Here is a 13,298-nt window from a genome sequence, read left to right as displayed (position 1 = left end):
ATCTCTTGACAGGTTATTTATTAACCGATATAGTTATCGATGTAATCAGTTATTTAATAACCGATTAGGAGGTAACTTATGACAGCAATGAATCTGAATCATCCGGAAGGAATCTTCGTCGCAAAGGATAAAATCAGCGCTCTGACTCATTTTATCGGGTTCCTGCTCTCCATTGCAGGCATGCCGGTCCTGCTGATCCATGCTTCCCTGCTTGGTGCCTCAGAAGTGCAGATGATCGGCTATGCCGTCTTCATGGCGAGCATGATTCTGCTCTATGGAGCAAGTGCTGCCTATCATTCATTTCACATCAGTCCGAGAATCGATCGGGTTCTGAAAAAGCTGGATCACTGCAGCATCTTCGTGCTGATTGCCGGAAGCTATACGCCGATCTGCCTGACGGTGCTGAAAGGAGAAAGCGGCGTCATACTGTTAGCAGCAGTCTGGATCATCGCTCTGCTCGGAATCGTCTTCAAGCTCTGCTGGGTAACGTGTCCGAAATGGGTTTCTTCCGTCATCTATACCGCGATGGGATGGGCATGCCTCACAGAGCTTCCTGCACTTTTGATAGGACTTGGAAGCGGCTTCTCCCTGCTTCTTCTTGGAGGCATCTTCTATACACTTGGTGCGGTGATCTATGCCAGAAAGAAACCATTATTTGCTAATGAAAAAGAGACTGGCTTCGGCAATCACGAGCTGTTTCATCTCTTCGTGATGGCCGGCAGTCTCTGCCATTACCTGCTTGCATATCAGGTGCTGACGATTCTGTTATAAATCCTGTCCCGCGGAATTCCGCGGGATTTTTTCTGCTATTCGCTGTCGGTATCGTCGTTTCCGTACAGGATCTTCTGCTTATAGAAATCAGAGTTCATCGCAAACTGGCTGTTCATCCAGTCCTCTCCTCTTAGCTCCACCAAGGTCGGAGTATCGGAATAGAGGTCGGTTCCAAGGCCGAGGCGGTCGCCTTCGATTTCCGCACCGAGCGCAGCCAGCGTGGTCGGGAAGAGATCGATGGTTGCAAACGTGCGGCGCTTGTCGGTTTCTTCTTTCTGGGAATTGATGATGCAGACATAGGTCTTGCGTTCATAGCCCGACGGCATATCGGAATAGTACTGGCTGTCCATGCAAAGATGATCGCCAGAGAGCACGATGACCGTATCCTTGCCCCAGTCCTGTTCCTGGACCCATGCCACGAAGTCTGCGACCCGCTTGGAGCTGCAGGCAATGACATTGCTGTACTGCTGGGAATACGTATCCGGGCAGTCTTCACAGAGATAGCCGCCTGTAAAGTGGGTATCTACCGTTAATAGTGTCAGATTGAATGGCTGATCCCCTTCGGCAAGTTCCGTCGCCTTATCCTTGGCATACTCGAACAGCTTCTTGTCTTCATATCCCCACCAGACAAAGTAGTCTGGAGGTATCAAGCCTTCCCGCTTCGCCCAGTAATAGTCATCAATCTCGAAGTCGCCGTGTTCGCCGAAGAATTCATTGCGGTTGCCAAACTTGGCATCGCTGCCGAGCATGAACACATTCGTGTATCCATTCTCTTCGAGAATATCGCCGATCGTGGTCGCCCCAGGCAGAAACTGCTCCATACTGCCGCGGCGGTTTGCCATAGCGTTGTCCACGCCGAGATAGACACCGGCTGACTGAGCCGTGATGCCGGCAATCGTCCACGTGCAGTTGGTCAGCGGGATGCCGCCGTTCAGAACACCGGTTTCTTCGCCTTCAAAGTTATCATTTTCAAAGGCAAGCTCCGTGAGTTCCGGAATCGCATTGAATGCCTTTCCGCCTCCGGATGCTTCATCGGCGGCCGAGATTTCCATGGATTCCATGTAGATGTAGATCAGGTTCTTCTTTTCTTCCGGGAACATGATCTGCACCTCAGAAGGATCAGCATAATAGTCATCGAAGACTTCGGCATCGAAGTTCGAATTGACGAGGTAATCATAGACCCCGTAGTTCCACCAGAACGAATCGACGGCGACGCTGATTGCGACAATGGCAGCTAAGACCGTGGTCCAGCGCAGCCAGAAGACAGAGCGCATGCGGAATTTCCATTTCTTCTGTTCCGGATGCTTTCCGAGGTGCACATACAGGATGGCAAGCAGGATGCCGGATGCGGCAATGATGCCTGCTCCTAAGCCCATGCCCTCAAAGAGATCGCTGAAGGTAGACCAGTTGGTGCCGGTGAGGTTCGTATTCATATGGAATACGAGCTGCTCCATCGAGACATCCTTGAAGCTCGTGCGGAGATACGTATAGCCGATATCCGCAGCTGCTGCCAGGACTCCGAGCAGAACAATCGGAATCTGCTTCAGGATGATGGTCCACGTCTTCACCGGAGTACCGAGGGCAATATGTTTCTCGATATTGCGAGCATCGAGGAACATCAGCACAAGCACAAAGGCCAGCAGCAGATACAGATCCCGGAACAGCATGGTCACAATCTGCTGTCTGACGGCAAACATGTCGAGCAGCTGCCCGCTGATTGTAATCGTGTATTCCGTATAGAAGAGACTGTCGTCTCTGGTCATGACCGGGTCAGACGTATTCGTATTCCAGGAAATGGCATCGATGAGTCTTCCGGTTTCCGGATCATAGACCGTCAGGTTGATGCCGTTTCCGGAAGCACTGCATTCATCTCCGTCAATGCGGATCGAGCTGCGGTTGCCATGGTAGACCCCAGCACTCGTCATATAGATCCGATGGCCGTTGATCGTGATGTATTTGGTTACGGTGGTATCGTCTATCTCGCTGAACGTTTCGCCCTGATACACATAAGCGATATAGGCGCTGAAGTACGTGCCTTTGCGCGGTGTGGTTTCAATGCCGGCACTGCGCATGGCTTCTTCCATCTCATCGCTCCAGCCTCTTCTGCTGTCGCCTTTGACGCTGAACAGCAGCATATATCCTTCTGCCTGATATTTCTCGACTGCTTCGGCAAAGGTCATGTTATCCTCGAAATACGTGTTCTTCGGATGGGTGAATGTGGTCTCGGAATAGGCATTCAGAGAGCTGGCACTGTAGTACTTCATGAACTGGATGCCCCAGTAGTAATATGCATTCAGATCGGGGCTCTGGCTGACAACCGCAATGGAATCCTGATCCGATTCTTCTTTCGGAAGCTCAATCGTGATGCATTCCTGGCCGGAGTCCGTCGTATCGCTGACTCCTTCTGCTGCAGTGCCTGAATACATTCCGGCTGCAGAAAGGACCTGCTCCTTGGCATCGGTCTGGCTCTTTTCCGGCACGAACAGCTGCAGACGGCTGGAGCGCGGCATAAAGGCAAGCACGAGGCTTGCCGCAATGAGAATCACAAAAAGGACATTGATCCAGGTTCTGGCGGTACGCTGTTTCATAGTTAGTGATTATACCAGCTTTCAAGTTTTTTCTGATACCCGGAATGTTCCGGATCCAGGGAAAGTGCAGTCAGGGTCACATACCCTTCCTTGATCTTCGTGATATCTCCGCAGACTGCCGGATTGCGGATAGCGAGATCGGTATCATTGGGACAATGCAGGTTCTTAGAGCCATCCGGATTGTCTGTGATCGTTAGCGGTCTTCCATATGCGCGGATGCCGTCGAGCGAAGCTGCGAGGATCCCCTTCCAGTCTGTCCGTCTCAGGTCCGGGATATTCACATTCAAGGTGTAGTTCCGGCAATCCGGATCATTCAGATACTGCTCCAGAAGTTCAGGAACGATGCTGGCAGCGTCTTCATAGTGGACGGCTGGCGAATTCAGCGAAACCGCCATTGCCGGCCTGCCGAGAATCGTCGCCTCTTCAGCTGCAGCAACTGTTCCGGAATAAAACACATCCGTGCCGAAGTTCGGACCATTGTTGATGCCCGAGATCACAAGATCAAAGTCTTCTGCACATAATCCATTCAAGGCCGCATAGACGCAATCGGCTGGTGTTCCGCTGATGGCCCAGGCTTCAGCAGTTCCCGGGAATGCTCTCTTTTCTGCCCGCAGATCATGCATGAAATAGCTGACTGAATGACTGGCAGCGCTGCGCTGAGTATCCGGGGCCGCGACTGCCACCTCGTATTTCTTCGAAAGAACCCTGACTAATTCCCGGATTCCTTCACTGTCAATTCCATCATCATTCACTGCTAAGATCCGCATCTTGTACTCCTCCGGGAGTCAGATTATCATAATTTCCATGAAACAGAAACCGAATCCGGAGGTTTTATCCTATCTGAAATGCTGCCTGCGCAATCTTCAGAACGAGGAACAGAATGCCTATCTGGATGCCTATGTGACAAAAGAAACCGAGAAGAAGATGCAGAGAGCGCTGAAAGCTGCCGGACAGAAAGAATTTGATGGTCCGGAAGCAGAATGGCCTTCGCTGTTTCTTTCTGCAGAAGACTGGAAGCAGAATCCTTATTATCAGAACATCCGTCTGGATCAGGTATCAGATGGCGGATTCCGGTATGAGAAGGAATGGATCGAGGGCGGATATCTGTTCAATGCAGAAGCTATCCAGGATGATCCGGATCGAAGCTGTGCAGACTGGATGAAATTACGGGCACTGGATCAGGATGTCGAAGGAATCTATCTGTATCAGAATGACGAAGACTGGATGATGTGTGCCCCTTCAGAAGCATATACGAATGATCCCCCTGCCCATAAGGCACATGGCAAGGTGCTGACCTTCGGGCTCGGAATCGGGTATTTTGTGTATATGACCATGCGGAATCCCAGCGTCTCTTCCATCACCGTGGTAGAGAAATCTCCTCAAGTGCTCGACATGTTCCGCAAGAACCTGCTGCCGCAGTTTCCGGATCAGGTTCCGCTTCGTCTGATCGAAGGAGATGCGCTGGACTGGTTTCAGAAAGATGCTCTTTCTGAGTTTGATTATATCTATACCGATATCTGGCGTTCTTCGGAAGATGGCCTGGACTGGATGGAGAAACTGCTTGAGCAGGATGTTCCTTCCCTGGATCAGGCAGATTTCTGGATTGAGGATTCCTGTATTCTGCCTATGCGGACGCTCCTGGTCATGGCCATGTATGAATGGTTTACCGGAGTGCATCAGAAGACTGCACCCGGATGGGAAGCGCGCATGAAGAAGACAAGAACTTATCTTTCTTCTCTTGATCACGTACCGGATGATCCGGAATCATTAAAGACCATGCTGTATGATCGCATGGTCTATCGGAATATTCTTTCGCTCTGAATTTCTGCTCAGAGAATCATTTCAGGCCATAGCCCCAGAAGGAGCCGTCATTGGCCGTGATGATCTTGCAGGCAGTTTCGTCTCCGTATGCGGCATTGAGACATGCATCATATCCGGATTCGCCTTCATAGATTGTCTGATACGAAGAAAGATCTTCTGATAAGACAATCGAGCAAGGCTGATCCGGATCTTTTCCTTCCGGACACGAAGTGCTTTCCGGAAAAGGAGAAGGTTCTGCAGAAGCAGACGGAACCGGGGCTGGCGTATTCAGCACATGGACCGTGATCGGAATAGCTGTTTCATTTCCGGAAAGGTCTGTGCAGACAATGCTCGGATAATAGTCGCCAGGCTGCTCATAATTCACATAGCCCCGCACCGAAGTAGGCAATAATCCATCGACGTCGTCATAACCGGAGATATTGGAAAAATCGATCGGATTGCTGACAGTCGTCGTGAATTCATACTGAACCATATTGATATACGGTCCGTTGGTGTCATCAGAAGTGCTGACTGCAGTGCTGTCGCTGCTGGCACACCCGGCAAGCAGGATCGTGCAGATTAAGAGAGTCAGGATTTGTTTCATAGGAATATTATACGGCAGAAGCGGATTATTCGCCTTCCCAGTTCTGCATCGGCAGACGCAGTTCATTGTTGTACACATCCGTCAGCACATACGTATACATGCATTTCTGACCGCTGATCCGGTACGTGCCAAGCTCAAGACTGCCCTCATACGTGATCGGCGTACCTATACGGTAAGAGTCCTGATAAGTGCCGCCATAGGAATAATAATCAGCGGTGAATTCAATCGCATCCCCTTCTTCCAGCTGCAATGTTCTGGAAGAAACCCCGTCCTCATAGTTTTTCAGGACTCCGGTCACAAATCCATCCGGATGTTCCTCGGTGAATTCGACCAGCAGCGAAGCAGGTTCGTCATTCAGGAGGATCGGAACACTTCCCTTTGTGACATAGGATCCATCGCTGTCGTCATATTCATCGCTCAGCATCTGATACGATACCGGCTGGCCTTCGATGGAAAGCCAGGTGCCGTCATAGTCCACCAGAAGATTGCCCTCGTCATCAAAGCTGAAGACATTATCGCTGCCAAGGTCGATATACCCCAAGCCATCATCCACCCAGACGTTCTGGGTGATCTGACGGATCAGGGACCACTGGCTCTCAGAGAGCTGCAGGACGGCATTGCCATTGACTTCACTCACCGTCAGTTCAGAGGTATCAAACGTTCCCCGATCCGAAAGCAGTGCGGCATACTGGCTGAGCAGATCGCTGTCATAGCTGTTTCCGCCAAGCAGAGATTCCAGGCTGCTGCCATAAGAACTGGAAGAAGCAGGAGCCGAGGAAGAACCCAGGAGCAGACTCAGGATATCTCCGGAAGAATAATTCCAGGAATCATTGCCGTTATAGGAACTGCTGCCGCTCAGCAGTCCGAAGATCGTCGGCGTCGAAGATCCGGTCACGATCTGGCCGGAAGCTTCCAGGGTTGCAAAGGAACGGATGGCTTCGGTATACGAGCTGTCCATGCCGATCTCATCATAGATGCCGGCAGCCTGGGTCACATATTTCGTGCGGGTGTATGGGAAGTAGATCGATAGGCCGCTGGCATCGCTGATGCCATTGGAGCGGTTGTATTTCAGCGAAGAACGGACCGCATCGGCAAGTGCTTCTGCTTCGTCAGTGCCGAGATTCTCGCAGAAATGAACGAGGTCTATCTGATCGATGTGGCTGGAAGCCGCGAATTCTCTTGTCACGGAACGGGCGTCTGCGACTTTCTGATACTCCCCTGCCTGGATTTCCTCGTTGAGGGATTCCGAGAACGTATTCAGCACAGGCGGTACCAGGGTTTCAAACTCCGCAAGATCCGTGATGGAAAGCGTCGTCTTATCTCCGGTCGAGGCATTGGCCGAGATGAAGTCATCAATGATCTGCTTGCCAAGTTCTACAGTAGAAAGAGATGGATTCTTCGAAAGGGCAGTGATCCAGTCCGTATAGTACCAGCCGGTGCCTGGCTCTGTTTCTTCCGAGGCGATCAGATAGTCTGCATACGGAGAAGCAGTCAGAGCGGTTTCCGCATTGGCCATGAGACAAGCATCAAATCCGACCGCATCAAACTTCACATTCGCATTCTTCAGGGCATCCGCAAATTCGGAGACATTCATCGTTCCGTTCGGATACAGCTCGTCATGACCATAGCCGCTCACCGATCCGCCGCCATGGTCCCAGAGAATCAGGAATACCCGGTTGGAAGACGGATATCTGGAAACGCCATCCTGAATGAACTCCGTCAGCGTATCCGGATCAGTCATATCCCTGCTTGCGGACGTATCCAGCCGCTGCAGCTGATGGTTCGAGGTCACTTCATACAGTTCGTTGTTCCGACTGGAGATGACATTGTTCTGCCACTGCTTTGTGCCGCCGGTTTCAATCAGAATATGTACCTGATCGGACTTCTCTGCCTTCAGCATCTCATTGAGATCAGAGGTCGCCATCCCGTACTGAGACTCGAGATCGGTTCCGATCATATAGACGAGAATTGTCGCCTCATCGGTGCCATCATTGCGCAGAGTAGTATATTTCGCTCTTGCCTCAGAAGACACCGAGAGATCCGGCGTGCTCATATTCGTGTCGGAATGCTGGGCTGCCGGAGGCTGGTAGCCATAGGAGCTGGTCGTGGTATCTGAAGTGTAATGGGTTGAGGGCTCATAGGTATTCTCTTCGCAGGAGGGCATGATCAGAAACAGAACGATCGCAATCACCACCAGCATGAAAAAGCCGGAAGATCTGCGCGGTCCCCTGCCGAAGCCGCCCGAATAGATCCGGTCTCCGCCGGATGACATGCGCGGTCCGGAAGATCCGGAATGCAGTCCGGCTCCATGTCTGTTTACAGCACCTGAAGAGGTCGGCTCCCCGCGTGTTCTTGCGTGCGGTCTGTTATCTGGCATAATCTTTTTCCCCGTTTCTTCTGTTTCATTATGCCGCGTCAGAAAGCGAAAGAAAAGGATCTGAACATTTCGTCAGATCCCGTTTCAGTTATGATCTCAGTACCAGAGCGGTGTCCAGTAGGAAACGGTATTCGTTCCGTCGCTGTTGCAGGTCTTCAGCCAGAGTGCGGAATCTCCATACCAGGCATCTCTTCCATCCGGAAGCGTCACGATGCCATTGTACCAGGAGACACTCGGATAATAGCTGATGCACACATAAGTGGTGGTATTGCCCTGTTCATCGATGATCTTCATCGTGGAGCCGACTCCGTACTGCTTGATGACATCGAAGCCCTGGGTGTTATGATCCGCGATCAGGGTAGATCCGCCATAGGATTCTTCTACGGCTGAATCCTGTGCATCAGTGATGGACTGAACTGCATAGGCATCAAACGGATCAGCCCAGTTCAATGCAACACTGTATCCATTATTGAAATAGATTCTTCCGCCGGTGCCCATGGCATCTTCCGCATGGACCGTGGTTCCCTTTGCGCTGATTACTGTGAAGCTGAGCATCATCGCTGCTGCAGCTGCAATCATTTTTCTCATGAACTTCTTCATATTTCTCTGATCTGTTCTCCTCAAGGATCTCAGGTCCTTTTTCATTCATCCTCTTTGCGGATGCACTTGAATGATAATTCATTCCCCTAAAAATTGGATGGAAACAGGAAAAAAATTCAAAAGCCCAAGGACTAATGAAAATGAAAATCAGAATATTTCAGTACTTATAGGATGTCTGGAAACGTTTTATGTCAGGATTTAACAGTTATAAACGGTTTCATTGATAAAGTTATCCCATCAATATTGCAGCTTTTTTATAAATTATTTTAATCAAATAATTGATGGGATGATTGAGGACATATTCAAGATAATTCATCCTTTTTTCAGTCAGAAATACCTTTTTTCAGCCCGATTGGTCCTACCATGCAGGGAATGACTGAAGCATATGAAAAAAGCCAAGGGCAGATCGCCCTTAGCAGAACATTCAGAACAGAATCGTGATCAGTCCCATGAACGCAGCCAGGCACAGCACCAGTTCCAGGATCCACTGGCCGACTGCATTCCATTCAAACAGATGATAGAACTTCAGGAACATCACGGTTTCCGTAAACGGATTGAAGAGCACCGTGAACGTCCGGTAGAACGCCGGACCGGTGATATAGGTCAGAAACGGCGTGCAGAGCGGATTCAGGAAGACAAGCAATGTCGTGATCATCATGATCCGCATGATCTGTTCATCCTTGGTCTTTGCAAAGATGATCAGCAGGACCAGTCCGCCCCAGCGGAAGATGTTCAGCACGATTTCCAGCCAGCTGGAATGGATGAACAGATAGTCCCTGGCATCCCCTACTTCCGTGAAGTCCTGGAAATAATAGGAATAGGCAGTTGCTGCCCATGGCTCGGCAATGCTCAGATACAGCGAGAGACCGGCAGCGGCAGCCGGAATGATGCCGAAGAGAATCAGATCTCCGTGATCGAACAGCCATTCTTCGCCAAGCGTGATCCATCTGCGGAAAGGCTTGCGATAGCGGAAGAACAGAAATGCCAGATAGAACAGGAACAGGATCCAGGCACCTGCTTCTGAAGTTCTCGAAAGCAATGCAGCTGAATACAGGACATATGGGGCAAGATTGCTGAACAGCTCGAAGAAGCACCGGATCGTCCGTGTTCTGAGCTGATACGCAAGCAGGCCATAGAGAATGGCAATGCCGGCTAAGCCGAATCCGTTATCAAACGCAAGTCCTGCCATCAGCACCGGAATCAGCAGATACTTGATCTGCTCATTGCTTTCCTGATGCCATCTCCAGATCACAAACAGTCCTTCTGCCATCATCAGCTCCGACCATGCCGTGCCAAGATATGCGGTGCTCAAGTGCCAGGACACATAGTTCTCATACGTTAACATGAACGCGATGATCGAGAACTCCAGCCAGTGATTGCGCAGATGGAAGCTGCGGACGACATTCACGATGAACATCGAGCTGATGACCGCAAATAACAGTCCTCCGCCGACCATCTCACAGAAGATATAGTCTGCCGGGACAAAAGACAGATGCAATAGATGGGGCAGTTCATTGAGCCAGGTCAGAACTCTGAGAAACTGGGGATAGACCTGGAACAGACCGGATCCGATCTCATTGGCATGACAATGGAAGTAGCCCCCCGGAATCCCGGCAGAGACCATCAGATTCTTCGAGGCAAGATACAGAAACAGGAGTCCTGCAAACAGGACAATGAATGTTTCCTTCCTTCTGAAATGACGGAAAGCTTCCTTTGCATTCCAGCACGTCATCCAGATCGCTGCAGCAAAGAGGATCAGCGTCACGAGCAGAAGATACAGAAAAGACCAGTTTCCGATCTGTGCCGGGTAGGCAAGTACCTGCAGGCACGCCATCAGCACGGCAAAGCCGATCGGAGCAGAAAAGCCCTTCCGATCGATGCCAAGCAGTCTTTCAAACCAGGAGCCGGCTCCTTCCGAGATCACGATCACTGCCAGCGTGATCAGGGTAGTCCGTATCATCAATTCCGCCATAATAAAGACAGTATACCTGTTCTGAGCGATAAAAAAAGTGGGGACAGCGGGACTTGAACCCGCACGGTGTTGCCACCAAAGGATTTTAAGTCCTTTGCGTCTGCCGATTCCGCCATATCCCCAGCTTTCAGAAAAAAATGGAGGTTCCTGCCGGAGTCGGACCGGCGGTCACAGAGTTGCAGTCTGTTGCCTTACCACTTGGCTAAGGAACCATCCGTAATTTTTGGTGCTCATTTATTATACGAAAAGAGTTTTCAAAAAGCAACGAAAAGAGAGCCCTCAATTCCTGCATGAGCAGATCAGCGCATCTGGCTCAATAGGAACAGGAAGGCGGAATTGTAATAGACTGCTGCTTCATTCACGGAATAAGCCCCATAGTCATCCGCGTAAACCTTTGCGGCTGGAAGATCTGCAGATAATGCCTGGGTGACATCATCTTCCCTTGAACTATCCGGCCCGCCAGCTAACGCACCAGGCAGAATCGTGCCTTCGGAATTGGCAATGCGGCTGTGGAGATGAGAAGGACTGCAGCTCCCGAAGGTACTGACAAAGCACATATTCAGGCTGTTGCGGCCAAGCAGATAGCTGATCTGTTCCATGGCCGCATTACGGTAAGTCTGATTGCCGGTGATGGACCAAGCCATGGCCAGGATCGTCCCCTCCCCCGCTGCAATGGAATTGCTGCCCCATGAATACTCCGCAAGGGCGGTATTGTACCCATTATCAGAAGAAATCCCGGATAGCCGCTCTGCCTGAGCAGTCAGCGAAGCAAGCAGGTTCTGATAGAGAGCGGCATCGGCAGTTTCTGCCTCGGGGGTGGTCAGGAACAGGAAGGCGCCATAGGCACCATTGTCTTTCCAGGATGCTCCTTCTGCACAGGCAGAGTCGGAAGCGTACTGAGCAGAGGCTGCCTGCAGGTAGCTGCTGTTTCCGGTAGCTTTCCATAAGGCGATGTCAAGGAAGAAGCGGGCATCATGATCGGTGCTGTCAAGATACTGGCCGGCGGAATAGCCATCCGGGTTCGTGATGATCGTAGTTTCGGTATTCTTTTCCAGATAGCTGTAGGCTTTTTCGGCAGCACTCAGGCACTTAGCAGAATAGTTCGGATCAATGGACTGGAATGCGATGGAAGCCAGTGCATAAGCAGCGCCGGCATCTGCGGCAGAAGTGGTTTCGGCAGGCATCAGGATCAGCGGCAGATGATCGTCTTCGGGCTTGACGGTATCGCCCGGGTAGCTCTCAGAAACGACCCTTGCATAGACGCCTCCGGAGGATTCCTGCATCTTCAGCAGCCAGTCGATTTCATAGCGGGCTTCGTCTAGAATGTCCGGAATGCCATTGCCGGAATCCGGCCCCCCGGAAGCGTCATTGAAGAGATCCGGATTCAGCATCCACGACAGCAGCAGGTCATAGGCAGCCTTGGCACCGGTCTTCGTATATCTTCCGTAGTCTCCTGCATCGTGCCAGCCGCCGGAAACATCCACGGTCTGGTCCGTATAGAGGAGCATCGCCGTTTCAGTATGGCAGATCGCATGGGCAAGATCCCCTGCCCAGCTTTCTGACATCTCCATGCCGCAACGCTGCAGGCTAAGCATATGCAGCAGAGAGACCGAGAGATCCGCATACGGATCTGCGGAGATCGTGAATGTCGGGGAGACGATGCCGATCTGGGACCGGATATAGTACGTGCCTGGTTCGTCTACAGCAGAAAAGTCTCCCCACCCGTTGACTTCGCCGGTGCTTTCATTCTGTTTCTGATTCTCGATGGCCCCGGAATATACGATCGCTTTCGTTTCTGCATTGACGACGTCGAACAGATCGCCGGCATCATAGATGAATGTGCATCTCTTTTCTTCAGAAGCGGGGTAGCCGGCCTGGTTCACGCGGATCGCTTCCGTATTGACTGAAGAGATCAGACGGATTCCGTCAATCGTGATTGTATGGACTCCCTGCATTTCAGAAGAGCCGTCATTGCCGATCTGAAAGGTAATTCTGGCATTGAAGGTTGTGGATCCGCTCTGATGGAACGAGAGCTCCTGATACGTCCGATCGCCGGTCACGGAAAGATCTTTCGTGAACACAGCTGAATTTGAAGAAAGGTCCTGGATCACGACGGTAACCTTGCGGTTCACCGTAGAAGAAATGTTGAAATACAGCGTATAGTCTGCACCCTGCTGCAGCGGAATGCCATCCCGGAAGAAGAATGTATCTTCATAGGAAGTACCGGGAGAATTGATCGTGATCGTGTCAGTGTCAAAGGTCAGGGATGAGGAAACAGAGTCGTCTGATGTCTGAACCGTCCAGCCGGAGGAAAAACCGGTCGTATTATCCGGAGCAGAAAGCTTGCTGGAAGAACTCGTATAAGCTGGAGCAATCAGTGCTTCATAAGAGATAGGAGTCACGGATGGACTCGGAGATGGACTTGGGAAAGGAGTTTCGGAAGGGACTGCAGAAGAAGTATTGGCAATAACTGCCGGACGGTTATAGTGACGGATCAGGACAATGCCCGCGATGATCAGGTCGATGACGATCAGGGCAAGGATGAGTTTTCTGACGTTCAGGTTCAGGTTTTTTTTCGGCATGCGT

The 13,298-nt window shown here is 51.0% G+C and carries 9 protein-coding genes and 2 tRNA genes; 2 read left to right on the top strand and 9 right to left on the bottom strand.

Going from position 1 to position 13,298, the window contains the following annotated elements; all coding sequences use genetic code 11:
* Window positions 1–78 precede the first annotated feature (78 nt).
* Window positions 79–771: a PAQR family membrane homeostasis protein TrhA gene (gene trhA, locus C7E00_RS06630; RefSeq protein WP_105303544.1), complete on the top strand. Its 693-nt coding sequence runs from the start codon at window positions 79–81 to the stop codon at window positions 769–771.
* 35 nt (window positions 772–806) lie between these two features.
* Here the strand turns inward: trhA and C7E00_RS06625 are convergent, their stop codons facing one another.
* On the bottom strand, window positions 807–3,359 hold the full coding sequence (locus tag C7E00_RS06625; protein ID WP_105303543.1) for an LTA synthase family protein: 2,553 nt from the start codon (window positions 3,357–3,359) through the stop codon (window positions 807–809).
* Window positions 3,360–3,361: 2 nt separating this feature from the next.
* Complete coding sequence (gene surE, locus C7E00_RS06620) at window positions 3,362–4,126, bottom strand: 5'/3'-nucleotidase SurE (protein WP_105303542.1); 765 nt, start codon at window positions 4,124–4,126, stop codon at window positions 3,362–3,364.
* Between the two features lie 37 nt (window positions 4,127–4,163).
* Here surE and C7E00_RS06615 point away from each other — a divergent pair, with 37 nt between their 5' ends.
* Window positions 4,164–5,180: a polyamine aminopropyltransferase gene (locus tag C7E00_RS06615; protein ID WP_105303541.1), complete on the top strand. Its 1,017-nt coding sequence runs from the start codon at window positions 4,164–4,166 to the stop codon at window positions 5,178–5,180.
* A gap of 16 nt (window positions 5,181–5,196) precedes the next feature.
* Here the strand turns inward: C7E00_RS06615 and C7E00_RS06610 are convergent, their stop codons facing one another.
* The 7 genes from C7E00_RS06610 to C7E00_RS06580 form a co-directional block, all read right to left on the bottom strand.
* On the bottom strand, window positions 5,197–5,763 hold the full coding sequence (locus C7E00_RS06610) for a hypothetical protein (protein WP_135358180.1): 567 nt from the start codon (window positions 5,761–5,763) through the stop codon (window positions 5,197–5,199).
* A gap of 25 nt (window positions 5,764–5,788) precedes the next feature.
* Entirely contained in the window at window positions 5,789–8,140 is a 2,352-nt protein-coding gene (locus tag C7E00_RS06605) for a clostripain-related cysteine peptidase (RefSeq protein ID WP_105303539.1), read from the bottom strand.
* A 96-nt stretch (window positions 8,141–8,236) separates the two neighbouring features.
* Window positions 8,237–8,728 (bottom strand): hypothetical protein, encoded by a 492-nt coding sequence (locus tag C7E00_RS06600; RefSeq protein ID WP_135358179.1) that lies wholly within the window; start codon window positions 8,726–8,728, stop codon window positions 8,237–8,239.
* Window positions 8,729–9,164: 436 nt separating this feature from the next.
* Window positions 9,165–10,700, bottom strand: a complete 1,536-nt coding sequence (locus C7E00_RS06595) for a hypothetical protein (RefSeq protein ID WP_135358178.1) — start codon at window positions 10,698–10,700, stop codon at window positions 9,165–9,167.
* Between the two features lie 50 nt (window positions 10,701–10,750).
* A tRNA-Leu gene (locus C7E00_RS06590) sits at window positions 10,751–10,834 on the bottom strand.
* Window positions 10,835–10,850: 16 nt separating this feature from the next.
* Window positions 10,851–10,924 (bottom strand) — tRNA-Cys (locus tag C7E00_RS06585).
* Between the two features lie 87 nt (window positions 10,925–11,011).
* Window positions 11,012–13,294 carry a glycoside hydrolase family 9 protein gene (locus C7E00_RS06580; RefSeq protein ID WP_105303536.1) on the bottom strand — a complete coding sequence of 761 codons (2,283 nt, stop codon included), beginning with the start codon at window positions 13,292–13,294 and terminating at the stop codon, window positions 11,012–11,014.
* Window positions 13,295–13,298: the final 4 nt, after the last annotated feature.

The organism is Anaerolactibacter massiliensis (assembly GCF_900290205.1).
In the GTDB taxonomy this organism is placed as follows: Bacteria; Bacillota_I; Bacilli_A; order Erysipelotrichales; family Erysipelotrichaceae; genus Bulleidia; species Bulleidia intestinalis.
Note: the sequence above shows the minus strand (reverse complement) of the source record. Positions and strands in the feature narration are given on the sequence as shown.

Coding starts and splice junctions, on each gene's coding strand:
- surE (WP_105303542.1), bottom strand. CDS start 4,126: ATGCGGATCTTAGCAGTGAATGATGATGGAATTGACAGTGAAGGAATC.
- C7E00_RS06610 (WP_135358180.1), bottom strand. CDS start 5,763: ATGAAACAAATCCTGACTCTCTTAATCTGCACGATCCTGCTTGCCGGG.
- trhA (WP_105303544.1), top strand. CDS start 79: ATGACAGCAATGAATCTGAATCATCCGGAAGGAATCTTCGTCGCAAAG.
- C7E00_RS06595 (WP_135358178.1), bottom strand. CDS start 10,700: ATGATACGGACTACCCTGATCACGCTGGCAGTGATCGTGATCTCGGAA.
- C7E00_RS06625 (WP_105303543.1), bottom strand. CDS start 3,359: ATGAAACAGCGTACCGCCAGAACCTGGATCAATGTCCTTTTTGTGATT.
- C7E00_RS06600 (WP_135358179.1), bottom strand. CDS start 8,728: ATGAGAAAAATGATTGCAGCTGCAGCAGCGATGATGCTCAGCTTCACA.
- C7E00_RS06615 (WP_105303541.1), top strand. CDS start 4,164: ATGAAACAGAAACCGAATCCGGAGGTTTTATCCTATCTGAAATGCTGC.
- C7E00_RS06605 (WP_105303539.1), bottom strand. CDS start 8,140: ATGCCAGATAACAGACCGCACGCAAGAACACGCGGGGAGCCGACCTCT.
- C7E00_RS06580 (WP_105303536.1), bottom strand. CDS start 13,294: ATGCCGAAAAAAAACCTGAACCTGAACGTCAGAAAACTCATCCTTGCC.